Source organism: Duganella guangzhouensis, from assembly GCF_009674535.1.
Classification (GTDB): domain Bacteria; phylum Pseudomonadota; class Gammaproteobacteria; order Burkholderiales; family Burkholderiaceae_D; genus Rugamonas; species Rugamonas guangzhouensis.
The window spans coordinates 138,755-164,514 of record NZ_WKJK01000016.1 but is presented as its reverse complement, the minus strand read 5'-3'; the positions used below and the strand labels follow the sequence as shown (position 1 = coordinate 164,514).

General features: G+C 64.0%; 23 protein-coding genes. 16 read left to right on the top strand and 7 right to left on the bottom strand.

Annotation, left to right across the window (positions count from 1 at the left end):
- The 3 genes from eutC to GJ699_RS25955 form a co-directional block, all read left to right on the top strand.
- On the top strand, positions 1–645 hold a 645-nt coding region (gene eutC, locus GJ699_RS25965), incomplete at its 5' end, for an ethanolamine ammonia-lyase subunit EutC (protein WP_154381839.1).
- A gap of 5 nt (positions 646–650) precedes the next feature.
- On the top strand, positions 651–1,346 hold the full coding sequence (locus GJ699_RS25960) for a helix-turn-helix transcriptional regulator (RefSeq protein ID WP_195763650.1): 696 nt from the start codon (positions 651–653) through the stop codon (positions 1,344–1,346).
- Between the two features lie 58 nt (positions 1,347–1,404).
- The gene (locus tag GJ699_RS25955; RefSeq protein WP_154381837.1) at positions 1,405–2,022 is read left to right on the top strand and encodes a glutathione S-transferase family protein; all 618 of its coding nucleotides are present in this window, start codon (positions 1,405–1,407) and stop codon (positions 2,020–2,022) included.
- Between the two features lie 129 nt (positions 2,023–2,151).
- On the opposite strand, the gene GJ699_RS25950 is transcribed toward GJ699_RS25955, so the two are convergent.
- The 3 genes from GJ699_RS25950 to GJ699_RS25940 all read right to left on the bottom strand — a co-directional run bounded on the left by GJ699_RS25950 (position 2,152) and on the right by GJ699_RS25940 (position 3,847).
- Positions 2,152–2,988, bottom strand: coding sequence for an HDOD domain-containing protein (locus GJ699_RS25950; protein ID WP_154381835.1), 837 nt, complete (start codon positions 2,986–2,988; stop codon positions 2,152–2,154).
- A 96-nt stretch (positions 2,989–3,084) separates the two neighbouring features.
- Entirely contained in the window at positions 3,085–3,366 is a 282-nt protein-coding gene (locus GJ699_RS25945) for a hypothetical protein (RefSeq protein WP_154381832.1), read from the bottom strand.
- 16 nt (positions 3,367–3,382) lie between these two features.
- Positions 3,383–3,847, bottom strand: a complete 465-nt coding sequence (locus GJ699_RS25940) for a MarR family winged helix-turn-helix transcriptional regulator (RefSeq protein ID WP_154381830.1) — start codon at positions 3,845–3,847, stop codon at positions 3,383–3,385.
- 76 nt (positions 3,848–3,923) lie between these two features.
- Between GJ699_RS25940 and GJ699_RS25935 the strand changes: the two genes are divergently transcribed.
- On the top strand, positions 3,924–4,838 hold the full coding sequence (locus tag GJ699_RS25935; protein WP_154381828.1) for a DMT family transporter: 915 nt from the start codon (positions 3,924–3,926) through the stop codon (positions 4,836–4,838).
- 4 nt (positions 4,839–4,842) lie between these two features.
- A complete protein-coding gene (locus GJ699_RS25930; RefSeq protein WP_154381826.1) occupies positions 4,843–5,787 on the top strand; it encodes a GlxA family transcriptional regulator in 945 nt (314 codons plus the stop codon).
- 1 nt (position 5,788) lies between these two features.
- On the opposite strand, the gene GJ699_RS25925 is transcribed toward GJ699_RS25930, so the two are convergent.
- Together GJ699_RS25925 and GJ699_RS25920 are read right to left on the bottom strand one after the other, a co-directional pair.
- Positions 5,789–7,621 (bottom strand): ATP-binding protein, encoded by a 1,833-nt coding sequence (locus GJ699_RS25925; protein WP_195763649.1) that lies wholly within the window; start codon positions 7,619–7,621, stop codon positions 5,789–5,791.
- 57 nt (positions 7,622–7,678) lie between these two features.
- On the bottom strand, positions 7,679–7,879 hold the full coding sequence (locus tag GJ699_RS25920) for a hypothetical protein (protein ID WP_154381822.1): 201 nt from the start codon (positions 7,877–7,879) through the stop codon (positions 7,679–7,681).
- On the opposite strand from GJ699_RS25920, the gene GJ699_RS25915 reads away from it, so the two are divergent.
- From GJ699_RS25915 to GJ699_RS25870, 10 genes are all read left to right on the top strand, one after another.
- Positions 7,878–9,116, top strand: coding sequence for an acetylornithine/succinyldiaminopimelate transaminase (locus GJ699_RS25915; RefSeq protein WP_154381820.1), 1,239 nt, complete (start codon positions 7,878–7,880; stop codon positions 9,114–9,116). The two genes, GJ699_RS25920 and GJ699_RS25915, sit on opposite strands and share 2 nt — an antisense overlap.
- 94 nt (positions 9,117–9,210) lie before the next feature.
- The gene (locus tag GJ699_RS25910; protein ID WP_154381818.1) at positions 9,211–10,245 is read left to right on the top strand and encodes an arginine N-succinyltransferase; all 1,035 of its coding nucleotides are present in this window, start codon (positions 9,211–9,213) and stop codon (positions 10,243–10,245) included.
- Between the two features lie 16 nt (positions 10,246–10,261).
- A complete protein-coding gene (gene astA / locus GJ699_RS25905) occupies positions 10,262–11,314 on the top strand; it encodes an arginine N-succinyltransferase (protein ID WP_154381816.1) in 1,053 nt (350 codons plus the stop codon).
- On the top strand, positions 11,307–12,788 hold the full coding sequence (gene astD, locus GJ699_RS25900; protein WP_154381814.1) for a succinylglutamate-semialdehyde dehydrogenase: 1,482 nt from the start codon (positions 11,307–11,309) through the stop codon (positions 12,786–12,788). Before astA ends, astD begins: the two co-directional genes overlap by 8 nt.
- Before the next feature lie 11 nt (positions 12,789–12,799).
- On the top strand, positions 12,800–14,137 hold the full coding sequence (gene astB, locus GJ699_RS25895; RefSeq protein ID WP_154381812.1) for an N-succinylarginine dihydrolase: 1,338 nt from the start codon (positions 12,800–12,802) through the stop codon (positions 14,135–14,137).
- A 98-nt stretch (positions 14,138–14,235) separates the two neighbouring features.
- On the top strand, positions 14,236–18,939 hold the full coding sequence (locus tag GJ699_RS25890) for an NAD-glutamate dehydrogenase domain-containing protein (RefSeq protein WP_154381810.1): 4,704 nt from the start codon (positions 14,236–14,238) through the stop codon (positions 18,937–18,939).
- A 4-nt stretch (positions 18,940–18,943) separates the two neighbouring features.
- On the top strand, positions 18,944–19,939 hold the full coding sequence (locus tag GJ699_RS25885) for a succinylglutamate desuccinylase (RefSeq protein WP_154381808.1): 996 nt from the start codon (positions 18,944–18,946) through the stop codon (positions 19,937–19,939).
- Between the two features lie 92 nt (positions 19,940–20,031).
- Complete coding sequence (locus GJ699_RS25880) at positions 20,032–20,586, top strand: EF-hand domain-containing protein (protein WP_154381806.1); 555 nt, start codon at positions 20,032–20,034, stop codon at positions 20,584–20,586.
- Between the two features lie 308 nt (positions 20,587–20,894).
- Positions 20,895–20,978, top strand: a complete 84-nt coding sequence (locus GJ699_RS35355) for a putative PEP-binding protein (RefSeq protein WP_371867672.1) — start codon at positions 20,895–20,897, stop codon at positions 20,976–20,978.
- A gap of 343 nt (positions 20,979–21,321) precedes the next feature.
- Positions 21,322–22,782 carry an APC family permease gene (locus GJ699_RS25870; protein ID WP_371867671.1) on the top strand — a complete coding sequence of 487 codons (1,461 nt, stop codon included), beginning with the start codon at positions 21,322–21,324 and terminating at the stop codon, positions 22,780–22,782.
- A gap of 230 nt (positions 22,783–23,012) precedes the next feature.
- On the opposite strand, the gene GJ699_RS25865 is transcribed toward GJ699_RS25870, so the two are convergent.
- Positions 23,013–23,234 carry a hypothetical protein gene (locus GJ699_RS25865; RefSeq protein WP_154381802.1) on the bottom strand — a complete coding sequence of 74 codons (222 nt, stop codon included), beginning with the start codon at positions 23,232–23,234 and terminating at the stop codon, positions 23,013–23,015.
- A 246-nt stretch (positions 23,235–23,480) separates the two neighbouring features.
- On the opposite strand from GJ699_RS25865, the gene GJ699_RS25860 reads away from it, so the two are divergent.
- Positions 23,481–24,800 carry a GGDEF domain-containing protein gene (locus tag GJ699_RS25860; RefSeq protein WP_229262297.1) on the top strand — a complete coding sequence of 440 codons (1,320 nt, stop codon included), beginning with the start codon at positions 23,481–23,483 and terminating at the stop codon, positions 24,798–24,800.
- On the opposite strand, the gene GJ699_RS25855 is transcribed toward GJ699_RS25860, so the two are convergent.
- Positions 24,801–25,727: an EamA family transporter gene (locus tag GJ699_RS25855; protein ID WP_154381798.1), complete on the bottom strand. Its 927-nt coding sequence runs from the start codon at positions 25,725–25,727 to the stop codon at positions 24,801–24,803.
- Positions 25,728–25,760 lie beyond the last annotated feature (33 nt).

Sequence of the window (25,760 nt, the reverse complement as noted above, 5' to 3'; positions counted from 1 at the left end):
CAGCCGTCCGCCGCCGGCGGGAGCGCCGCCGCGCCGGCCGTGCACCTGCACAGCGCCGCCGACAGCCGCGCCGTCTACCTGCAGCGCCCCGACCTCGGCCGCCGCCTGAACGACGCCTCGCGCCAGCAGCTGCAAGCACTCCCGCGCGACCAGGCCGGCTACGATCTCGCCTTCGTGCTGGCCGACGGCCTGTCGTCGCTGGCGCTGGCGCAAAACGCCGCGCCCCTGCTGCAAGCCCTGCAAGCCCGCCTGGCCGCCGCCACCGACGCCGGTGACGGGCCGTGGCGCATCGCCCCGCTGAGCATCGTCCAGCAAGGCCGGGTCGCCATCGGCGACGACATCGCCCACCTGCTGAACGCGCGCTGCGTGGTGGTGCTGATCGGCGAACGCCCCGGCCTCAGCTCGCCCGACAGCCTGGGCCTGTACCTGACCTGGGCACCACAACCCGGCCTCAGCGACGCCGCCCGCAACTGCATCTCCAACGTCCGCCCGGCGGGCTTGACCTACGACGCCGCAGCGTTCAAGCTGCACTACCTGCTCAGTGAAGCCCGACGCCGCCAGTTATCCGGCGTCGCCCTGAAAGACGAAACCGCCGACCAAGGCGCCAACCTGGAGGCGCCACAGCGCAACTTCCTGTTGGAGTAACACCGATGAGCCGTACCGGCCGCCTCTTCATGCTGATGGACGCCATGCGCGGCTATCGCCGTCCTGTCACCGCCGCCCGCCTGGCTGAACAGCTGGGCGTGTCCGAACGCACCATCTACCGCGACATCCAGACCCTGTCCGGGCTCGGCGCCCCGCTCGAAGGCGAGGCCGGCGTCGGCTACATGCTCAAAGCCGGCTTCTTCCTGCCGCCGCTGATGTTCGGCGCCGACGAACTGGAAGCGCTGGTGCTGGGCGCGCGCTGGGTGCGCCGCCAGGGCGACGAGGCGCTGGCCGCCGCCGCCAACAGCGCGCTGGCCAAAATCGCCGCCGCCACCCCCAAGGACCTGCGCGACGACATGGCCGAAACCAGCCTGTGGGTGCCGATCGGCCAGGACCAGGGCGACGCCAGCGAAATCCACGTCCGCCCGGTGCGCGAGGCGATCCGCTACCAGCACCGGCTGCGCATGTCCTATCGCGACGAGCACGGCACGCCATCCGACCGCATCGTCTGGCCGTTCGCGCTGGCCTACTTCGACGGCAAGCGCCTGCTGGCCGCCTGGTGCGAGATGCGCATGGCGTTCCGCCACTTCCGCATCGACCGCATCGCCGGCGTCGAATCGTTGCAGCAGCGTTACCCGGCGCGCCGCCACGACCTGCTGAAAACCTGGCGCCAGGAAAACGGCTTGCGCGAAGACTCCTGACAAAAACTGTCGCGCCCCGCGCCTACGATGACAGCACCCACTTCATCGGAGACCGACCATGCGCCTGTACCACCATCCCGCTTCCTCCAGCTCGCGCCGCGTGACGCTGGCCGCCCTGCACATGGGCACGCCGCTGGAACTGACCGAAGTCAATCTGATGAGCCAGGAAGACCGCCGCCGGCTGGTACTGCTCAATCCCAACAACAAAGTGCCGGTGCTGCAGGATGGCGACTTCACGCTGTGGGAATCCTGCGCCATCATGCAATACCTGGCCGACCGTACCCACGGGCAAACTCTATATCCCGACAACATCCTGATCCGGGCCGACATCAACCGCTGGATGCTGTGGACAGCGCAGCACTTCGCACCGCCGCTGGGCGTCATCGTCTACGAGCGCATCTGGAAAGGACTGACCGGCAATGGCGGCCCCGACGAGCAGGCCATCGCCCGCGCCGGCCAGCAGGTGGCACAGTTCGCGGCGGTGCTGGAACAGCATCTGGCCGGCCGCGACTGGATCGTCGGCGAGCAGCTGACACTGGCCGACCTGGCGATCGCCCCGTCGCTGACCTACATCGAGCAAGCGCAGCTGCCGGTCATGCAATATCCCAAGCTGAAGGCCTGGCTGGGCCGGGTGGCGCAGCTGGACGCCTGGCGGCAAACCACACCAGTCTGGTGATTGCATAAAACACACGTATATGTGAACTGGCGCACAGAGCGGGAGGGCGGGGCGCGGTATTCTGGCCTCGTCTCCTCTGGAGGAGATCCCTAGTTTTGGACTTTGCCCGCTGCCCAGCGGGCTTTTTTTTTATAGCATCAAGACGGCGTAGAGGGATTGCACTTCGTGCGCGGATTCGCTCATGATGGCGTGCAACGTGCCTTCGCCCACCACGAAGTCGATGGTGCGCGCGCCCTGCAGCGTGGTGGCGCCCGGCCGCTGGTGCAGCGGCGAATGCACCGGCGCCAGATCGTTGGCCAACAATAGCGTGTCGCCCAGCGTTTCCGGCGGCAGCGCCCGCAAGCCCACCCACGTCGATTCGATCGCCTTGAAGACCGCTTCCGGTACCCCCAGCCGGGTCATGACGCCACGCCCGATGTCGATCTCGCCATGCTCGACCCAGTCCTCCGGTTCGCCATCCATCACGGCCGGATAGTCGCCGGCGCAAGCCAGCATGTAGAAGCCGGCCACCTCATGGACGATGCCGGCGAACAGCGCTGTGTCGGGATCGACATGGGTCACGCGCCGCGCGATCACCTGCGCCAGCGCCGCCACGTGGGCGGTGTGTTCCCATAATTGGTTGATTTTGGCGGCCAGCCCCGGATCGGTGACCTGACTGCCGATCTGGCGCACGATCAGCGCCGCCACCAGCGATTGCAGGGTGCGCACGCCGAGCCGCTGCACCGCCGCCCGCACGCTGGCAATTTCAGTGCCGGAACGGTTGTAGGCGACCGAGTTGGCGATCGCCACGCTGCGCGCCGCCAGCAAGGGATCGGCCTGGATCAGCTTGGCCGCCGCCTCGACGTGGCAATCGGGATCGCTCAGCGCCTGTTGCAGGCGCAGCGAGGCGTTGACGTTGGCCGGGAACGTGAGTTCGCCCCGGCTCGCTTGAGCTGCTATCGTCCTGAAGGCGTCGAGTCTGTCCATTGCCAAAAATTATACTCTCGAATATTGCCTTGCGGCATTTTTCTAGAAAATACTTTTGGCGCCGTCTCGTTCCGCCCACACGGGCCGGGTGGGCGCTTATTGCTCGCTGAAGATGGCGTCGCAGCCTTCCACCGTTTCGTCGGTGTCTTGCAGCTCGTCGGTCAGTTCGAGGTCGAACAGCTCTTCCACCGCGTTCATGAAGCTTTTGTGGGTGGAGGCGCCGATCAGGCGGTAGATTTCGCCGTCTTCATTGCGCACGCCGACGATCAGCGCTTCCTGGCGCACTTCGTCGGCTGGCGCCACGTCCAGCAGCAGGTTACCGATGATGTGTTTGTCGAATTTGGCAGGCTTTTTGCCTTCCAGCAGAGAGGTTTTCAAATTTATTTCCTTGGTGTTAATCGCAGTCGCGGGTGGACGGGCATTCGGTGCTGTGGCCAGCCATGATCACAGTTTTAAGCTCGGTCAGGGTTTTTTCAAGGCGCGCGAAGTCGTCTTCGGTGTAAGCCGCAAACACTTTACCGCTTTGTGAGATGACTTCCGGAAACACGGTGCAGAATGTCCGCTCGCCTTCCGCCGTCAGCCGCACAAAGAACGAACGCTTGTCGCAATCGCTGCGCTGGCGTTCCACCAGCCCCTTTTGCTCCAGCCGTTCGATCACGCCGGTCAGCGTGCCCTTGGTGATCAGTGTCTTGTCGCCCAGTTCCTTGTACGACATGCCGGCGGTGTTGCCCAGCGTGGCGATAATGTCGAACTGGGCGTGCGTCAAACCGCTCCGGCGCACGTGTTCGCCGGAGAGCCGTTCGTAACCTTGCATGCATTCCGCCAGCAGCCGGATGCTTTTCAAGTATCGTTCACCCATAAGGCGTGATTATAGCCGCTTCGCATCCGCCTTTCCGCCGGGGTACACTATGCGAAATTACAAATCATAAACAACGATGCCTTTACACCTGCGCGGCGTGCTCGCCCTGCTGCTCGTGACCCTGGTTTGGGGCACGACTTTCCCTGCGATGAAGAATATGACCGGCTACCTGTCGGCCAGCTGGATCGTGCTGTGCCGCTTCGCGCTGGCCAGCGTGCTGTTGCTGCCCTTCCTGTGGCGGGCGCGCTGGCGCGACTTGCGCTGGGGCGTGCTGGCCGGCGCGCTGTTGTTCCTGTGCTACGTGTCGCAGATCGAAGGGCTGGCGCTGACCAGCTCCAACCGCAACGCCTTCATCACCGGCCTCAACGTGCTGGTGCCGCCGCTGCTGGGCGTGCTGCTGGGCGCGCGCCTGGAGCGCCGCATCGTGCTGGCGCTGGTGATGTCGGTGGCCGGCCTGTTCGCGCTGTGCTGGGATGGCAGCTTCAGCTGGGGACGCGGCGACACGCTGGCGCTGCTGTGCGCGCTGTTGTTCGGCCTGTACGTTAAGCTGATGGAGTCGGTGACGCGCAAGGTCGAGCAACTGATGGCGCTGATCGCGTCGCAAATCCTGACGGTGGCGTTGTGCGCGGCGTTGTGGCTGCTGGTCACCGAGGTGCCGCTGGGCATCGTCGAACGCGGCCAGGATTTGCCGCACTACCTCGCCTATATCAGCAAGGGATTGCAGATGTACAGCGTCAACCTGATTTACCTGGGCGTGGTGGCCACCGCCGCCATCATCTCGCTGCAAACCTGGGGCCAGCGCCACAGCAGCGCCAACGAGGCGGCGGTGATCTATGCGTTTGAGCCGGGCTGCGCAGCCATCTTCGCCTTCCTCTGGCTGGGCGAGACGCTGGCCTGGAACGGCTTGCTGGGCGCGGCGCTGCTGATCGGCGGCATGATCGTCAGCCAGTGGAGCAGCGTGCGCCCCGCCGCCGCGCTGGCGCCGGAGTAGCGCGATGTCCGTCGAAACCCTGGCCTCCCTCGCCCGGCAGCGGCCGCTGCGGCTGCTGCTGGTCAATGCCGGCGAGGCCGATACCCTCACCTGGGCCGGCCTGGTGCAGCCGCTGCGGCTGGCCGCCGCCCAGCTCGGCCGCGAGGTGCTGCAACTGGAAACCATGACGCCGGCCCAGGTGGTGCTGGCCCAGCCCGGCTGGCACATTGCCTTGCTGGTGGCCGACGAGCAGCAAGCGCCGCTGCCGCCCGAGCTGGCGCGCGCCGTCATCCAGCGCTGCCGCTCGGCGGAGTACTGGGGCGGCGTGGGCGCCGGTGTGCTGTGGCTGGCCATGGCCGGACTGATGGCGGGCGTGCGCATCGCGCTGCCGTGGGCGCTGTACGCCGAGACCGAAGACATCACCGAGCGCGCCATCCTGACTCCGCATTTGTTCGAGCTGGACGGCCGTCACCTGAGCTGTTGCGGCGGCGCCGCCTCGATCGACTTCGCGCTGACCTTGATTGAGCAGCTGTTCGGCGCCAACGTCCAGGCCGCCATCAAGGAAAGCCTGTGCGTGGAGCGCGTGCGTGGGCCGGAGGAGCGGCAGCGGGTGGCGCTGCAGGCGCGCTTTGGCGCCTTGCAGCCGCGCCTGTCGGAAGCGGTGACGCTGATGGAAAACAATATCGAAGAGCCGCTGTCGACCGACGACATCGCCAATCTGGTCGGCCTGTCGCGGCGCCAGCTGGAGCGGCTGTTCAAGCAATACCTGGGCAGCCTGCCGTCGCGCTATTACCTGGAGCTACGCCTGCAGCGGGCGCGCCAACTGCTGCTGGAAACCAACCACTCGATCGTGCAGGTGGGGCTGATGTGCGGCTTCTCGTCCGGCTCGCATTTTTCAACCGCGTTTGGCGCGCTGTTCGGCAACACGCCGCGCGAGGAACGCCAGCGCAAGCTGATGCCGCCGGCCTGATTTATTCCGCCGGCAGCGGCGCCATGCCGTGCGCGCCGGCCGCCGTATTCTCGGTCAGGTGTGGCGCCACCAGCGGCAGCACGATCTGGAAGGTGACGCCCTGGCTGGGCCGGCTCTCGACCGCGATCTGGCCGCCCAGCACCCCGGTGACCATGGTTTGCACGATGTACAAGCCGAGCCCGGAACCGCCCTGGCCCATGCGGGTGGTGAAGAAGGGGTCATAAATCTTGCCACGATGCTCGGGCGCGATACCGCAGCCATCGTCGGTGTACCGCAGGTCCAGGTGCTGCTCGTCGTGCAGCCGGGCGCCGATCCGCACCAGCCCGGCCTGATGCCCGACAAAGCCGTGGATCAGGGTATTTTCCAGCAGATTGCTCAGCACCTGCGCCAGCGGGCCGGGGAAGCTGTCCATTTGCAACGCGTCGTCGATGTCCAGCTCGATGCGGTGGCCGGACGCCTTCCACGCGTTGTGATGGCTGGCCAGCACTTCCTCCACCGTGCGCCGCACTTGGAAGCGACGGCGCCGGGCGCTGGCCTGGTCCACCGCCAGTTCCTTGAAATTGTCGATCAGCCCGGCGGCGCGCTGGGCGTTGCGCTCGATGATCTCGCACGCCAGCCCGCTCTGGCTGACGAAGTCGTCCACCGACGAGCGCTTCAGCTTGCCTTCGAGCGCGGCGCGGCCAAAGCTGGTCAGGTGCGCCTTCAGCGTGGTGGAGGCGGTCAGCGTGCTGCCCAGCGGCGTGTTCAGCTCGTGTGCGATGCCGGCCACCAGTCGCCCCAGCGACGCCACTTTCTCGGTCTGCACCAGCTGGTCGGCGGCGGTGCGCAAATCGTTGTTGGCCTGACGCAGCTCGGCGGTGCGCTGCTCGACGCGCGCCTCCAGCGCCGCGTTCAACTGCTGGATCTCCGCCTCGCGCGCGCGCCGCACCAGCACTTCCTCGTGCAGCTCGGCGGTGCGGCGCCGTACCATCACCCGCAGCTGGACGATGAAGGCCACCGCGATCGCCACCGCCAGCAGCAGCGCCCACACCGGGCGGTAATCGATTTCACGTTCGAGCCGCACCACGGTCCATTTCTGGCGGAAGCTGTCGCGTTCGGGCTTGGGGATTTCCGCCAGCGCGCGGTTCAGAATCGGCACCAGCTCCGGCCAGTCGTTGCGCACGCCAAAGCCGACCAAATAGGTGTACTCGGTTTCGCCGGACACGCGCACATCGTTGGCGCCGATCGCCGCCATCTGATGGGTGCCGGTCAGCAGCGGCGCCACCAGCGCCTGCACCTGATCGCGGCGCAACATGTCGAGCGCGATCTTGAAATTCTCCGCCTTCACCGGCTCCACCAGCGGCCATTCGCGCGGCAGCAACTCGGTGATGCCGGCGCGGGTGCTGGACGCCACTTTTTTGCCGCTCAGCTGGCCCAGGCTGGAGATCGGCGGCGCGCTGGCCAGCGTGTAGATCACGATCGGTGTGTTGATGAAGGGTTCGCTGAGGGTCATGAAGCGGCGTCGGCTATCGGTCTGCGAGGTGGCCGACAGTATGTCGACCTGGCGCGTTTCCAGCGCCTGCAGCACATTGGCTGCGCCCTGGATCGGCACCAGCTCGAAGCGAACGCCGAGCATCCGCTCGACGCGGTGCAGGAATTCCAGCGAAATGCCGCCTGGCTTGCCATCCTCGCCCACCGACTCGATCGGCGTGCGCGCGTTGTCGACGCCGACCCGTATCACCGGATGGGCCGCCAGCCAGGCATGTTGTTGCGCCGACAAGGACAGCGTTTCCGGCGCGGCCGACAATGGCGCAGCCAGCAGCGCCAGCCACAGCGTGCAGACTATCTTCGTCATCCGGGACCAGCCATCCTGTCGCATAGTGCACCTGGTTAAGTCGCAAGCCGTGTTCAGCTAGGATAAGGTTTCATCCTGGCGAAGACAAGCTGGTTGTTCGTTGTTGCTTGTTGGTGTGAGTGTTATGTCAATCTTACTTTGTGGCCAAATATAAAAATTCTTGTCGCCATTTGAAAAGAGTTTTAGCATGCCGCTTTTTATAATGGGTCCCATGCGGCGTTGTGCCGCGCCTGACCCACCATTGATAGGGAATGCCATGAACGCCAAAGATACGACCGTAACCACCCGTCCTGTGACTCGTCAGACGTTTGATGAAGTCCTGGTGCCAACTTACGCACCGGCAGCGATGGTTCCGGTCCGAGGCGCGGGCCTGGACCTGTGGGACCAGGCTGGCAAGCATTATCTGGATTTCACCTCCGGCATCGCGGTGGCCGCGCTGGGCCACTGCCACCCGGCCGTGGTGGACGCGCTGACCCGTCAGGCCAACACCCTGTGGCACCTGGGCAACGGCTACACCAATGAGCCGGTGCTGCGTCTGGGCCTGGCCCTGACCGAAGCCACCTTCGCGGATCGCGCTTTCTTCTGCAATTCCGGCGCCGAAGCCAACGAAGCGGCGCTGAAGCTGGCGCGCAAACACGCGCACACCAAGTTCGGTGCGCACAAATCGCGCATCATCTCGTGCTACCAGTCGTTCCACGGCCGCACCCTGTTCACCGTGTCGGTGGGCGGCCAGTCGAAATACACCGAAGGTTTCGAGCCACTGCCACCGTCGATCGACCACATCACCTACAACGACATTGAACAAGCGCGCGCCGCGATTGGCGATGACGTGTGCGCGGTGATCGTCGAGCCGCTGCAAGGCGAGGGTGGCGTGGTGCCGGGCGACAAGGCCTACCTGCAAGAGCTGCGCGACCTGTGCACCAAGACCGGCGCACTGCTGATCTTCGACGAAGTTCAGTGCGGCATGGGCCGTACCGGTGACCTGTTCCACTACATGAGCTACGGCATCACCCCGGACATCCTGACCTCGGCCAAGGCGCTGGGCAACGGCTACCCGGTGGCGGCGATGCTGACCACCAACGAACTGGCGCAGACCCTGAGCGTGGGTACCCACGGCACTACCTACGGCGGCAACCCGCTGGCCGCGACCGTGGCGCTGACCGTGCTGGACACCATCAACCAGCCGGCCTTCCTGGCGCGCGTGAAGGAAGCCGGCGCCAAGCTGCGTTCGACCATGGAAAAACTGATCGGCGATTACCCGCAGGTGTTCCAGCAAGCGCGTGGCGCCGGTCTGTTGCTGGGCCTGGTGGTGACCGATGCCTGGAAAGGCCGTTCCAAGGATATCCAGAAGGCCGCTGAAAACAATGGCCTGATGGTGCTGATCGCCGGCATGGACGTGGTGCGCCTGGCGCCAGCGCTGATCGTCTCCGACGCCCAGATCGCCGACGCCGACCGCATCCTGCGTCAATCGCTGGACGGCCTGCTGGCAGCGTAAGACGGCAGCACGCGGCGGACCGGATGTCCGCCGCTTTTCCATCAGCCCAGCGCGTGCGCGTGCCGGGCGTATTCGCATTCTCTGAGGAGTTCTCATGTATGTAGTCCGTCCGGTCGAACTTGCGGATATCGCAGCCCTGGAAGCGCTGGCCGCGGTGCCCATGCCGGGAGTGCATACCCTGCCCAAGACGCGCGAAAAAATCCGCGCCATGGTCGAACTGTCGATCGCCTCGTTTGGCGCGCATGTCGACATCCCCAGCGAAGAGGGCTACCTGCTGGTGCTGGAGTCGCAAGACCGGCACATCGTCGGTACCGCCGCCATGTTCGCGGCGGCCGGCTCCAACGGCACCTACTTCTCATTCCGTAACGACGTCATTCAACAAGTTTCGCGCGACCTGAATATCAGCCACAGCGTGCACGCGCTGACGCTGTGCTCCGAGCTGACCGGCTATTCGCAACTGTCCTCGTTCTACGTCGGCGAGCGCGAACACGGCACGCCGGAAGCGGCGCTGCTATCGCGCGCGCGCCTGATGTTCGCCGTGCTGGCGCCGCACCGCTTCTCGGACCGCTTCTTCGTGCCGCTGGCCGGCGTCACCGACAGCGAAGGCGGCTCGCCGTTCTGGGATGCGCTGGGCCGCAAATTCTTCAAGATGGACTTCCTCGACGCAGAACGCACCATCGGCGGCGCCCGTAACCGCACGCTGATCGTCGAGCTGATGCCGCACTATCCGGTCTACGTGCCGCTGCTGCCGGGCGACGCCCAGGCGGCCATGGGCCAGATCCACCCATCCGGCGAACTGGCGTTCAACCTGCTGACCGCCGAAGGCTTCGAGGCCGACGATTACATCGACATCTTCGACGGCGGCCCGATCCTGCAAGCGCATAAAAACTCGCTGCGTACCTACACCGGCGCGCTGCAGCGCCGCGTCGCCACCTCGGTCGACACGCCGGACCGTGGCCGCGAGCCGCAGCTGCGCTATGCCGTGTCGTCCGGCTCCGAACACGACTTCCGCGCCGTCATCACGCATTGCCCGGCGCTGGATTCGCAACTCAGCGTGGCGCTGTCCGTCGAGGTACAGGAAGCGCTGCACGTCGCTGAAGGCGACACCGTCATCTGCGTCAGAATATAAAAAGAACGGACCACCTATGCTAGTAGTACGCGCTATCCAAGCCACCGACCTCGATGCCCTGTACGTGATGGCCACCCAGGTTGGCAGCGGCATGACCACGCTCAAGCCGGACATGAAGATGATGGGCGACCGCGTGGCGATCGCCGTGGCCTCGTTCGCAGAAACCATCCCGCCCGAACAGCGCGACTACATGTTCGTGATGGAGGATACCGACACTGGCCGCCTGGCCGGCGTGTGCGCCATCAAGGGCGCGGTCGGCCTGACCGAACCGTTTTACAACTACCGCATCGGCACCCTGGTGCACTCCAGCCGCGAGCTGGAGGTGTTCACCCGCATGGACACGCTGTACCTGTCCAACGACCTGACCGGCAGCACCGAACTGTGCTCGCTGTTCCTGCATCCGGACTACCGTACCGGCAACAACGGCAAGCTGCTGTCCAAGAGCCGCTTCCTGTTCATCGCCCAGTTCCCGCATCTGTTCACCGAAAAGCTGATCGCGGAGATGCGCGGCTACCAGGAGGAGAGTGGCCGCTCGCCGTTTTACGAAGGGCTGGGCCGCCACTTCTTCAAGATGGAATTCGACCATGTCGACGCGCTGACCGCAGTCGGCAAGAAGTCCTTCATCGCGGAGCTGATGCCGCGCCAGCCGCTGTACGTGGCCTATCTGCCGGATGATGCGCAGGAAGTGATCGGCAAGGTCCACATCTCCACCGCACCGGCGCGCCGCCTGCTGGAGCAGGAGGGCATGTACTTCGAAGGCTATGTCGACATCTTCGACGCCGGCCCGGTGCTGCAGGCGCGCGTGTCCGAACTGCGGGCGCTGCGCGACAGCACGCTGGCCGACATCGGCCCCACCACCGACTGGGATTCCGCCTGCGCGCCGGAATCGAGCGGCGAGCCGGTACTGGTCTCCAACACCACACTCAAGGATTTCCGCATGATCCTGTCGCAGGCGATTCCGGTCAATGGCGCCATCGCCTTGCCGGAAGCGGAGCAGCAACTGCTGCACTGCCACAGCGGCGACAGCGTGCGCACCCTGACTCTCAACCCGAGGAAGAACAATGGCTAACTCAGTACCGAACATCAGCAATTTCATCAACGGCGAATGGCTGCATGGCAGCGGCGTAGAACTGGTCACCATCAACCCGGCCAACGGCAAGCAGACCTGGAGCAGCAACGAATCCACCGCGCAGGACGTGGCACAAGCCACCACCGCCGCCCGCGCCGCCTTCGACGCGTGGGCACTGACGCCGCTGGAGCAGCGCATCGCCATCTGCACCCGCTTCCGCGATCTGCTGAAGCAGGACGCCGAGGAGCTGGCGCAACTGATTTCCGAGGAAGTGGGCAAACCGCTGTGGGAGGCACGCACCGAAGTGGCCACCATGGCCAACAAGATCGATATCTCGGTGCAGGCTTACAGCGCGCGCACCGGCGAGTCGCACAACAAGGTGGCCGATGGCGAGGCGGTGCTGCGTCACCGTCCGCACGGCGTGTTCGGCGTGTTCGGTCCTTACAACTTCCCCGGCCACCTGCCGAATGGCCATATCGTGCCGGCGCTGATCGCCGGGAACACGTTAGTGTTCAAGCCAAGCGAATACGCGCCGCGCACCGCCGTCAAGACCGTCGAGTTGTGGCAGCAAGCCGGCCTGCCGTATGGCGTGCTGAATCTGGTCAACGGCGGCCGCGAGACCGGCATCGCGCTGGGCCGGAGCAAGCTGCTGGACGGCGTGCTGTTCACCGGCAGCTGCCAGACCGGCACCGCGCTGCATAAACAGTTCGGCGGCCAGCCGGGCAAGATGCTGGCGCTGGAAATGGGCGGCAACAATCCGCTGGTGATCTGGGATGCGAAAGAGATCGATGCCGCCGTGTTCATGGCGGTATCGTCGGCCTTCATCTCGGCCGGTCAGCGCTGCACCTGCGCGCGCCGTTTGATTCTGCCAACCGGTGCCGCCGGCGACGCCATCGTTGCGCGCCTGGTCGATGTCGCCAGTCGTCTGACCCTCGGCGCGCCAGCCGACGAGCCGGCGCCATTCATGGGCCCCGTGGTGTCAGCCGCCGTGGCGCGTAAGTTGGTGCAAGCGCAGGCCGACATGGTGGCGCGTGGCGGCAAGCTGCTGCTGGAGATGAAGCACCTGGAAGCCAATAGCGGCTTCGTCTCGGCCGGCATCGTCGATGTCACCGACGCCAAAGACATTCCGGATGAAGAGTGGTTTGGTCCGCTGCTGCAGGTGATCCGCGTGCCGGACTTCGACAGCGCCATCGACGCAGCCAACAACACCGCCTTCGGCCTGGCCTCGGCGCTGATCTCCAACGATGAAAACCTGTGGAAGATCTTCCAGGTGCGCGCCCGCGCCGGTATCGTCAACTGGAACCGTCCGACCACCGGTGCCGCCAGCACCGCGCCGTTCGGCGGCGTGGGTCAGTCGGGCAATCATCGCCCGAGCGCCTATTACGCGGCGGACTACTGCGCCTATCCGGTCGCATCGATTGAAAACAACGTACTTGAAATGCCGGCCAAGCTGTCGCCCGGCATGCACTTCTGAAGGTAGCGCCCATGTCTGCACGCGAATTCAACTTCGACGGTCTTGTCGGCCCATCGCACAACTACGCCGGCCTGTCGTTCGGCAACGTGGCCTCGTTCAGCAACGTCAAGAGCGCGTCGAACCCGCGCCTGGCCGCGCTGCAAGGACTGGCCAAGATGCGCGCGCTGGCGGCACGCGGCTTCGGCCAGGCGTTGTTGCCGCCGCAGGATCGCCCGAACTTCCGCCTGCTGCGCAGCGTGGGTTTCACTGGCAGCGATGCCGAAGTGCTGGCGCGCGCGGCCAAGGAAGCGCCGGTGATCCTGGCCTGCGCGTATTCGGCCTCGCCGATGTGGACCGCCAACGCCGCCACCGTCAGCCCATCGGCCGACAGCGCCGATGGCCGCTTGCACTTCACCGCCGCCAATCTGAATAACAAACTGCACCGCGCTTTCGAACACACGCAGTCGGCCCGCGCGCTACGCGCCATCTTTAAAGATGAGAAGCACTTCGCCGTGCACGACGCCTTGCCCGGCACGCCGGCGTTTGGCGACGAGGGCGCGGCCAATCACACCCGCTTGTGCAAGGATCACGGCAGCGCCGGCGTCGAAGTATTCGTCTACGGCCGCACCGAGTTTGACGCCGCCGCGTCGGCGCCCAAAAAATACCCGGCGCGCCAGACGCTGGAAGCCTCGCAGGCCGTGGCACGACTGCACGGCCTGTCGGCTGAACGCACAGTCTACGTTCAGCAGAATCCCGACGTCATCGATCAGGGCGTGTTCCATAACGACGTGATCGCGGTCGGTAACGCCAATGCGCTGTTCTACCACGAGCAGGCATTCGCCGACGAAGCCGGCGCGCTCGATCAGCTGCGCCGCGCGCTCGCCGGCGTGGACACGGACCTGAAAGCGATCCGCGTCGATACCGATCGCGTGCCGGTGGCGGACGCCGTGGCCAGCTATCTGTTCAACAGCCAGCTGCTGAGCAAGGATAACGGTAAGATGGCGCTGGTGATTCCGCAGGAATGCCAGGAAGTCGCCTCGGTTGCCAACTACCTCGAAGGATTGGTGGCCGGCGGCAGCGTGATCGACGAGCTGATTCACTTCGACCTTCGCCAATCGATGCGCAACGGCGGCGGCCCGGCGTGCCTGCGTCTGCGCGTGGCGCTGACCGATGCCGAAGCGGCGGCCATGCACCAGGGCGTGGTGATGACCGAAGCGCTGTATCACACGCTGGTGGTGTGGGTGGAAAAACATTATCGTGATCGTCTGGGGCCTGCCGACCTGGCGGATCCGCAGTTGGCGATCGAAGTGCACACCGCACTGGAAGAATTAAGCCGCATACTGGGCCTGCCGGGACTCTACGACTTGTAATTCGAACGGTTGGCCTACATCTATCCGGATAGCGCGCAGCCACAAGCCGGCGCGCTTCCAGCAACACAAAATACCTATAACGTATTGGAGAAGCGAAGATGAAACAAACACCACAAGACCTGCGCAAACAGACGCTGGATCTGGTCCAGGCCAGCAAGCCTGCCAACGAAGTCTCTGCGCTGATCGGCGCCTGGCTAACAGCCATCGATGATGACGACCTGTCAGGCACCGCGCCCGACAGCCTGGCGCCGGTACTGTGGGACGGTTTCACCCAAGCCTCCAAGCGTAAAGGCAGCGGCGCGCAGATCGCCCGCCTGCACTACGACGACGGCCGTGGCGGTAAAGCCACTGCGCTGTTGATCCTGAATGACGACATGCCGTATCTGGTCGACTCCATCGTCATGGCCATGCGCAAATTGCGCGTCAGCGCCAACAGCGTGCTGAATGCCGTGCTGCCGGTGGCGCGCAACGCCGAAGGTGCCGTCACCACGGTCGGCACGGCCGGCGACAAGCTCGAATCCTATGTGCTGGTGCTGCTGTCCGAAGATCTGCCGGACGCGGAAATCGGCATGCTGTCCGAACGTATCGAGATGGTATCGCGCGACGCCGCCATGGTGCGCCGCGACCGTCCAGCCATGCTGGAACACTTCAGCCGCATCGGCGCCGAAGCCGCCACCCATGGCGAAGAGGGCAAGGAAGTCGCCGCCTTCCTCGACTGGGCACGCAACGAAGGCTTCGAACCATTCGGCTACGCCTACTACGCCGTCAAGCCGGGCGTGCGCGAGCTGGAACGCGATATCCCGAGCCGCATTGGCGTGCTGCAGGATACCTCGCATCCAGTGTACGGTACCTGCCTGGCCAATATCCCCGGCGATTTCGATACGCTGTCCAAACGCGGCCACACGCTGTCCATCGTCAAGGCCGACGTGGAAGGTACGCTGCACCGCGATCAACAGCTGGACTTCATCGGCATCCGCCGCACCGATGCGCAGGGCGCCATCCTCGGCGAATACTGCTTCGTTGGTCTGTTCACCCGTGCCGCCACTGCCACGCCGCTGAACCGCCTGCCATTCGCGCGTGGTCGCGTTACGCGCGTGCTGAGCATCGCCGGCGTGCGCCAGGAAGGCTTCCGCGCCGAGAAATTCGTCGAGATCCTGGAATCGCTGCCGCGCACCGAGGCGCTGGAAGCGGAACCGGAATGGCTGGCCGAAGTGTGCGGTGCCGTGGTCTCGCTGTACAAGCAGCCGCGCGCCAAAGTGTTCGCTCGCCGCGACGTCTATGCGCGTCATCTGAACGTGTTGGTCTACCTGCCGCGCGAGCGTTATAGCGCAAGCGTTGGTTCGGCGCTGGCCAAGGCGCTGCAAGCCAGCTCCGGCGCGCACCACGTCAGCTCGCAGACGCTGGTGGCCGATGGTCCGCTGGCGCGTGTGTACCTGATCGCGCATGGCGCGCGCTATCCGCTGGATCTGGAAACCGACATCCAGCAACCGCTGCTGGCCGTGCTGGATGGCTGGCACGACCAGTTCTCCGTGCTGGCCGATGCCGTGAGCGACGTAACGCTGCGCGCCAGCCTGCGCAAGATGTGCGCCACGCTGCCGCCGGATTACGTGGCCGCCACCAAACCGTCCGCCGCCTTCCACGACCTGGGCGCGATTCTGCGCAACGCCGACAAGTCGCGCGTCAGCGTGCGGGTGGAAGCCGACAATGGTTCCAGCACCATCCGCCTGTATTCGGTCGACCGCGTGCCGTCGCTGTCGACCATTCTGCCGGCGCTGCATAACGCCGGCGTGGCGATTGACCGCGAACAGGCGCACTCGCTGCGCGTCAACGGCGAGCGTCACTACGTCACCAGCCTGTCGCTGGATGCCGCCAGCGCGGCCAAGCTGGTCAAGCCGGAAGTGGTGCACGTGGCGGAAGAGCTGTTCGCCGCACTGTTCAACAACGAGGCCGAAGACGGCCGCCTGAATGGCCTGGTGGTCGAAGGCGGCCTGAGTGTGCGCGAAGTACAACTGGTGCGCGCCTACATGAGCTACTGGAAGCAGGCCAGCCCGCGCTTCTCGGTGCGCTACATGGCGGAGACGCTGCGCAAGCAGCCCGCCATCGTCAAGGAACTGGTGGACGCTTTCCTGCAGCGCTTCAACCCCGCACATGACGAAGCCACCCGCGCCGCCGCGCTGGAAAAGATCGCCGATATCCGGAGCCGCCTGCCGGCCATCAATCACGCCGACAGCGAAGAAGTGCTGGGCGCGATGGCCACGCTGATTAGCGCCACGCTGCGCACCAACTACTTCCAGAACGATCAGAAGGGCGACAAGATCATCTTCAAGTTCGACACCAGCAACCTGACGCTGGTGCCGGAGCCGCGTCCGTTCCGCGAGATCTTCGTGTTCTCGCGCCGCTTCGAAGGCGTGCACCTGCGCGGCGGCCCGGTTGCGCGCGGTGGCCTGCGCTGGTCGGACCGCATGGAAGACTACCGCACCGAAGTGCTTGGCCTGGTCAAGGCGCAGATGGTGAAAAACGCCGTCATCGTGCCAGCCGGCGCCAAGGGCGGTTTCGTTTGCAAGCAGATGCCGAAAGACGCCGTGCGCGAAACCATCGCGGCCGAAGGCGAAGCGGTGTACCGCCTGTTCATTTCCAGCCTGCTGGAAGTGACCGACAACCGCGTGCTGGGTAATATCGTCTCACCGGCCGACACGGTCTGCTACGACGGCAATGACCCGTATCTGGTGGTGGCGGCCGACAAGGGCACCGCGACCTTCTCCGACATCGCCAACGGCATCGCCGTGCAGCGCGGCTTCTGGCTGGGCGACGCGTTTGCATCGGGCGGCTCCAATGGCTATGACCACAAGAAGATGGGCATCACCGCCAAGGGCGCGTTCGAGGCGGTCAAGCGCCACTTCTACGAAATGGATCACGACATCCACGCGCAGCCGGTGACCATGGTGGGCGTGGGCGATATGTCGGGCGACGTGTTCGGCAATGGCGCGCTGTTGTCGCGCAAGCTGAAGATCGTGGCGGCGTTCGACCATCGTCACATCTTCCTCGATCCGAATCCGGACATGGAAGCCTCGTTCAAGGAACGGGAGCGCATGTTCGCGCTGACGCGCTCCTCGTGGGAGGACTACAACAAGGAACTGATCTCGCAAGGCGGTGGTGTATTTGTGCGCAGCGCGCGTTCGATCGCGCTGTCGCCGGAAATCCGCGCCGTGCTGGATATCGAGGAAAGCGCGCTGGCGCCGGAAGAGCTGATGCATCGCATCCTGCTGGCGCCGGTGGACCTGTTCTACAACGGCGGTATCGGCACCTACATCAAGGCGTCCACCGAGACGCATGCGCAGGTCAAGGACCGCGCCAACGACAACATCCGCGTCAACGGCAATGAATTGCGCTGCAAGGTGGTGACCGAAGGTGGCAATCTGGGCGCGACCCAGGCGGGCCGGATTGAATTCGCGCTGTCGGGCGGCCGTATCTTCACCGATGCGATCGACAACTCGGCCGGCGTGGATTGCTCGGACCACGAGGTCAACGCCAAGATGTGGCTGGACGTGGAAATGAACGCCGGCCAGTTGAGCGAAGCGGATCGTAACCGCACGCTGAACGAAATGACCGGCGATATCGAACGTCTGGTCCTGCGCGACAACACGCTGCAAACCCAGTTGCTGGTGCGCGAACTGCAGGCACAGACCGATCCGGCGGTGCAGGATGGTTATGCGGCGCTGATCGCATCGCTGGAAGAAGAGGGCGCGCTGTCGCGCGAACTGGAACAGCTGCCGTCGGTGGCCGAACTGGCGCGCCGCAAGGCCGATGGTCGCGGCTTGACCACGCCGGAACTGGCGGTGGTGATCGCCAACGTCAAGAACCGCTACAAGCGCATGTTGTCGGCTTTGCCGCTGACCGGCAATAGCTGGGCCGAGTCCATCCTCAAACCATACTTCCCTGATCTGCTGGTGGCCACCCGACCAGCGCTGGCGCACCCGCTGGCGAATGCGATTCTGGCCACCGTGCTGGCCAACGAATCGGTCAACCGCTGCGGCCCGCTGATGCTGCGCCAACTGGCCGGCGAACATGGCGTCGATGAATCTGACGTGATTCTGGCCTGGGGCCAGGCATGGTCGGCGCTGAATCTGGCGCCGGTGTTCAACACGCTGGATGCCGAGGCGCTGAAGGTGCCGCGCGCGGTGTCGATCAAGGTGGATGCGCACACCCGTGTGCTGCAGAAGGCGGTGATTGAAGGCGTGCTGTCGGTGCCTGGCGATCAACTGCGCGCTGGTGTGGACGAGTTGACGCGTTTGTTCGCCAATCCGGAAACGCTGGCGCAACTGACGCCGGCCAGTGGCCAGTCGGAAGCCGAGCTGACCGCCGGCCTGCACGCCGAGTTTGTGCGTGCGTGGATGGCGGTGGATGCGATCGAAGCGGTGGCGGTGTTTGTGTTTGCGGCGCTGTCGGTGCAGCGTCCGGCGGGCATGGATTTGCCGGCCTTCCTGCAAGTGGGCCTGGCGCTGCGCGCGCAGGTTGGCATCGATACGCTGGAGCGCGGTCTCAAGCTGCCGGCGACGAATCGTTCGCAGGAACAGCTGCGCAGCTACGCGCAGAACGCGCTGCGCCGCACGCAGCAACGCTTGCTGTCGCAGGTGTTGAAGCATGCGACCGGCGACCATTCGGCGCTGGAGGCGGTGGAAGTGGTGGCCAACACGCTGGGCCTGTCCGGCTATGCGCTGGCCACCGATCTTGAACAAGCGATGCTGGATGTGTGGGCGCTGTCCGAAGCGACCAACGCCGGCATGCAGTTAGCGGCAGCATAAAACGATGAGTGATTTACCAGCAGCTTTGCCGCCCGCCGTGCGGGCACTGGCCGAGGCGGATTTCAGCGCCGTGGCGCAGCGCTTCACGGCAGCCGGCTTCGCGGTCGATGAGCCGGCCGACGGCATCATCACGATCAAGGCGCGGCCTTCTGCCGCGCGCCCTGCGGTGCTGATTTCGGTCGGCGTGCATGGCGACGAAACCGGGCCGATCGAAGTGGTGGCTTATCTGCTGGACGCTTTGTCGCATCAGGCTTCCGCGCTGGCGGTGGACCTGATGCTGTGTGTCGGAAACATCGGCGCCATCCGTGCTGGGAAACGTTTCATCGATGCGGATTTGAACCGCATGTTCCGCGAACAGCGCGGCACGCTGGAAGGCACGGCGGAAGCGGCGCGCGCCGATGTGATGATCGCCGCCACCGCGGCCTTCTTCAAGGACGCCGGGCCGCAGCGCTGGCATCTGGACCTGCACACAGCGATCCGTCCATCGGTGTATCCAACCTTTGCGATCGTGCCGGAGCTGATTGCCGAGCAGCCGCGCCGCGCGCTGATCGATTGGCTTGGTTATGCGGGCATTGGCGCCATTATCATGAATCCGGCCTCGGTGGGGACTTACAGCTACTACGCGGCCGAGCATCACGCGGCGGCCGGCACCACGATAGAACTGGGCCGTATCGGCACGTTGGGACAGAACGATCTGACGCAGTTCAAGGCCGCGTCGCAGGCGCTGGACGACTTGCTGCGTGGCGTGCCGTTGCGCGCGGATGCGCCCAAGCCGCATGTGTTCAACACCGCGCGTCAGATCATCAAACTCAGTGACCAGTTCCGCATGGCCTTCGGCAAAGAGACCCATAACTTCACCGCGATGAAACAAGGTGAAGAAATCGCGCGCGATGGCGATACGGTCTACACGGTGCAGCATCCGGAGGAGTTGGTGGTGTTTCCGAATCCGGATGTGCGAGTTGGTTTGCGAGCGGGCTTGATGGTGGTACGGGTCGAATAGTCTTTACTCGCCTTTACACTTGGTGGGGTCATAGTTACACGGAATAGTTCGTTAATAGGAGCAACATTGTCCTTAACCACGGAGTAAGAGCCATGACCTCAGCCATCAGCAGCCTCAGCAGCAGCACCACGACCAGCGCCACCAGCTTCGACCCATCGAAAGGCGCAGCGCGCTTTGCTTCCAAGATTTTCAGCGACATGGATACCGACACCGATGGTTCGGTGACCAAGGACGAATTCGTCAAAGGGCTGGAATCCAAAGGCGTATCGTCGGACGACGCGGCCAAGCAGTACGATGCCATCGACACCGAAGGCACCGGCTCGATCACCAAGGACGATCTGCAATCGGCGATTGAAAGCGGCACCTTCAAACCGCCACGTCCACAAGGCGGCCAGCCACCGAGCGGCGGCGAGAGCGGCGGCACCAGCGGCGTGAGCGGCACCAGCAGCTCCTCCAGCAGCGCCAGCGCGGTGGCATCGAGCAGCAGCACCACCAAAACCTACGAAGCTGCCGATACCAACGAGGACGGCACCGTCACCCAGCAAGAACAGCTGGTCTACGACCTGTCGCAAGCCCAATCGTCGTCGTCTTCTTCGTCCTCGTCCAGCTCCTCCAAAGTCGGCACCAACATCGACGCCATGGCTTAAGCTCAGCGCGCATCGATAGCAGCAGCACTGCTATCGATGCCTGCCCCTGCCAGCATCTTGTTTGATGCCTCTCAATTGAGAACCACGCGCGCTTGCATTCTGTTGGCGGCAGCCTATCTTGCTCAGTCGAAGAAATGGTAGAGCTTGCCGCCAGGCGGGCCGTGGCTGCAAGCAAATGATAGGGTTGCTTAGGTGCGGACCGGCAGCGGCGAGCGTGTCATCGCTACCACGTGGTCGTCTCGGTCGGCGCGGTATAGGATTCGGTCAGTTCCAGCGGCCGGCCTTCGGCGGAGAATGAGCGGCGCTCGATATGCAGCACCGGCTCGCCGCATGCGGATTTCCTCTCGGTCGGCACCAATGACCTGACCCAATACCAACGGGCCGTAGAGTAAGCGATCAGGCGCGGATGATCAGCGCGGTGATGGTGATGGCCAGGCCGACCAGGACCATGGCTGCACCAGTCACGGCGGCGGGATGGAGGCGGCGGGAGACGGTAGGAATTTTCTTGATCGGCATGGCTTATCTCTCTTTATTGGCTACGGGTAATACTTGCCTCAAGCGTAACCCGCTCGCTGTTTCCAATCTATACACGCCGCTGTATCAAAAGTAAGCACTTGTAACGTCTTGGTAAGGCAGGTTGTATTTCTGGCACAAAAAACCGTTACCGGCGGTGGCCCGGATGGCCCTATAATCGCTGTGTTTTTGCCCGAACATATACTCCCACAAGGAATGCCTGTGAACCAAACGCTGGTCCAGAAACTGACCCGTACCAAGTCGGTCGACACACATAAAAACGCAGAACACGCTAACAACAGCAACAGCCTGCACCGTTCAGTAGGCTTGTTTCCCCTGACAATGATCGGGGTCGGCGCCACCATCGGCACCGGTATCTTCTTCACCATGGTCGAAGCCGTACCCAAGGCTGGCCCGTCGGTGATTCTGTCCTTCCTGATCGCGGCGATCACCGCTGGCCTGACCGCGCTGTGCTATGCCGAATTGTCGTTCCGCATTCCTGCTTCCGGCTCGTCCTACTCGTTCGCCTACGCCACTGTGGGCGAATTCCTGGCCTTCATCATGGCCGCCTGTTTGTTGCTGGAATATGGCCTGGCCGCCAGCGCGGTGGCGATCGGCTGGTCGGACTATCTGAATAATTTTTTAAATAACGCCTTTGGCTGGCACATCCCCGAGATGCTGCGTACGCCGAGCATCGTTTCCACTGCGCATGGCATCGAATTCCATGGCGGCCACATCAATCTGCCGCCGATCATCCTGGTCTGCCTGTGCTGCCTGCTGCTGATACGTGGTGCCAAGGAATCGGCGCGTACCAACGCCATCATGGTGATGATCAAGCTGGCGATTCTGATCTTTTTCGTGGCGATCGCCTTCACCGGCTTTGATATAAACAATTTCCATCCATTCTTTAGCCCGGACGGCGGCACCCACTTCACCGGCATGACTGGCGTCACCGCCGCCGCCGCCACCGTGTTCTTCTCCTTCATCGGCCTGGACACTGTGGCCACCGCCGGCGAAGAAGTGCAGAATCCGAAACGCAATGTGCCGATCGGCATCCTGGCCGCGCTGGGCATCGTTACCGTGTTCTACATGCTGGTGGCGGTGGCGGCGATGGGTGCGCAGCCGGCCGCCAAGTTCGCCGGCCAGGAAGCTGGCCTGGCCGTGATCCTGCAAAACGTCACCGGCCAGACCTGGCCGGCACTGGTGCTGGCGGTCGGCGCGGTGATTTCGGTATTCAGCGTGACGCTGGTGACCATCTATGGACAGACCCGCATCCTGTACGCGATCTCCAAGGATGGCCTGATTTCGCCGGCGTTCCAGAAGGTCAGCCCGCGCACCGGTTCGCCGGTGCAGAACACCCTGATCGTTTGCATCGTGGTCGGCCTGGTGGCTGGTTTCGTCGACGCCACCTTCCTGTGGGATATGGTAAGCATGGGCACGCTGACCGCGTTCAGCGTGGTGTCGCTGGCGGTGCCGGTGATGCGCCACAAAGCCGGTCCGACGGCGGAGAAGGGTTTCCGCGTTCCAGGCGGACCGTATCTGGTGCCCGGCCTTAGCGTCGCGGCCTGCGTTTATCTGATGTTCGGCCTGTCGCTGACCACCTACACGGTGTTCGGTATCTGGATGGCGGCGGCGATTCTGACCTATCTGCTGTACGGCATGCGCCATTCGCGCCTGAACTGATCCAGGCTGCAGACGTTAAAAAGCCCCGGTCGCTTGCGCGTGCCGGGGCTTTTTGCCATTTTGCTTACTGATTGTGCAGCTTATTCCGCGCTGTCGGTTTCTGGCTTGGCACCCAGGTACAGGCGCAGTACCAGACCGGACAGGGCGATAGCGGCAGGCAGGTTTTCGATGATGGTCAGCATGGTTTTCTCCTAGAGGTAGATTCAGTAAATTTGTTTCAGTAAATTCGATTAGCCGCGGAAGGCGATCACGCGCAGCTCTGCAGCCAGGCTAGGCGAGTGGCTTTCGCAGTCCTTGGCCATTTGGCGCAGTTCCGATGCGGTTTCTTCCTTGTTGCACTGCGCAACGGCTGGCTGGACGGCAAACACAGCGGCGATCAGCTGGCGTGCAGCGTTGGCAATGTTGGTGAAGTAGCCAGTAGTAGCAGTATTGGTGTAAGTCAGTGCGCTCATCGGAAGCTCCATAATTCGTCGTTTGTTGCGTTGCAGTATGCGCCGCTTTCAGTAATAAGAAAACTTTTGATTTGTGATACGTGCGATAAATTATCAATATAACTCTATGTTTCTCCTATGAAGAAACGCTGCTCAGGGGCAACAGAAAGCCTGGAATTTTTAGCGCAATGAAACTTCATTCAGGTATCATCCCTGTCCATTTGGCAATGTTCTAACGGGGTTGGAATGTCTTTGCGCACGAAATTCATGCTTGCGTTGTTGTTGACCGGATTGGCGGCGGTAGCCATGGTCGGTGGTCTGGCCTATGTGGGCATGACCAAGAAGGTGGACGGGCTGCGGCGCGAGCGGGCGGCGGAACAGTTCCACGAGGCCGTCACCGCCTATATGCAAAAGTATGGCGACTGGCAGGCCAGTCCCGGCAAGGATGGCTTCGACCAGTTCATGGCGGAGCGCCAGGTCGGCAGCCGGCCGGTGTTGTCGGATGGCGCCCAGGACGAGCAGCGCCGCCCGGAGGACGAGCGTCGCGCGCGCGAGGAAGGCCGCCGGCCGCCACCGCCGGGGCAAGGGCCGGCGCGACGCCTTGGCGAGCCGCCGTTCCGCTTTATTCTGGCCGATCAGGATTACCGTGTGCTGCTCGGTGCCGGCGTCTACGAACACGGTGAACCGCTGCCGGAGGCGGCGCGCAAGGATGCGCGCGTGGTCAAGGTCAATGGCCGCATCGTCGGCTATGTGTCGCCGGAGGGCGTGATCACGCCGAGCAAACAGGAGCTGCAATATCTGGCGGCGATGCGCGAGGCGCTGTGGTACGGCGTCAGTGGCGCTGCGCTATTGGCCGTGGTGCTGGGCGTGCTGCTAAGCCGGAGCCTGGGCCGCACGCTGAGTCATTTGACCGGCGCGGTGCGCGCCATGCACGGCGGCTCGCTGCTGCAGCGCGTGCCGGTCGAGGGCAAGGATGAAGTGGCCGAACTGGCCGTCGCCTTCAATGCGATGAGCGAGCAGTTGGCGCGCACGCACGAGGAACTGCAGGAGTCGCACCAGACCATATTGGTGCAGGCGGAGCAGATGCGCGAGTTGAGCGTGCGCGACGCGCTGACCAAGCTGCACAACCGCCGTCACTTCGATGAGCAGGCCAACACGCTGTTCAGCCACGCGGTGCGCCACAAGCGCCCGCTGGCGATGGTGATCGGCGATATCGACCACTTCAAGCGCATCAACGACACCTTCTCGCACGCCACCGGCGACGTGGTGCTGCGCCAGGTGGGCGAAATCCTGCGCAGCCACATGCGCCTGAGCGATCTGGTGGCGCGCTACGGTGGCGAGGAATTCGTCATCGCCTTCCCGGAGACCGAGCTGCCGCAGGCCGCCGCGCTGTGCGACAAGCTGCGCAATCTGATCGAGTCCTTCCCGTGGCACCAGGTGCATCCGGAACTGAAGGTCACCATGAGCATGGGCGTGTATGCCGACGTGGCGGCCGGCACGGCGGAAGCGATGCTGCAAAAGGCCGACGCGCTGCTGTACCGCGCCAAGGAGACGGGCCGCAATCGCGTCTGCTTCGCGGTCGCCTGATTACAAAGCGCGGCGGTCCAGCCAGCGGCCGCCGAACATGGTGCATATCAGCGCGGCGACGATTAGCGCGATGCCGGTCCACTGCCAGCCATTGATGGTGTCGCCCAGGATCAGCATGCCGGAGGTGATGCCGGCCACCGGCACGCCCAGACTGAACGGCGCCACGCGGTTGACCGGATGGCGCTTCAGCAATCGGGTCCACATGGCGTAGCCGAGGATGGTCGCCATCCATCCCAGATAGGCCACCGCGATCCAGGTGGTGAACGGTGCGCCCACCCATTGCCAGCGCGTGGCCGGATCGTCAAACGTCAGCGACAGCAGCACGAAGGGGATGATGGGCACCAGGCTGCACCACACCATGAAGCTGATGACGTCAAATCCCGGTGCGGTTTTCTGCGCCTGGCGCACCACGATGTTCGACACCGCCCACATGGCCGCACCGGTCAGGCACAGCGCGAAGCCGCCGGGCGTGATGGCGCTGGTATGGCCGCTTTCGAAGAAGTTCATGGCAAAGCAGCCCAGGCCCAGCGCGGCCAGCGTCAGGCCGGCCAGCAGCGCGCGGCTGGTGCGCTCCTTCAACAACATGAAGCCGAAGATGGCGGTGAAGAATACCTGCGTCTGCAAAATCACCGACGCCAGCGAGGCTGACATGCCGACCTTCAGCGACAGGAACAGAAAACCGAACTGGCCGACGCCCTGGCTCAGGCCATAGGCGATCACCCACTTGGCCGGCAGCTTGGGCGGCTTCACGAACAGGATCAGCGGCAGCACCGCGAACACATAACGCGCGGCGCCCATCTGGAACGGCGTCAGGTTGCGCAAGCCGACTTTCATCGCGACGAAGTTGGTGCCCCAGATGATGACTACGATGAGGGCCGATAGCAGATCGCGGGTGCTGAAGGTGGAGGTGGTGGTATTGGTCGTCATGCGACCAATGTTAGCAGGGTTCGTGCCAACACC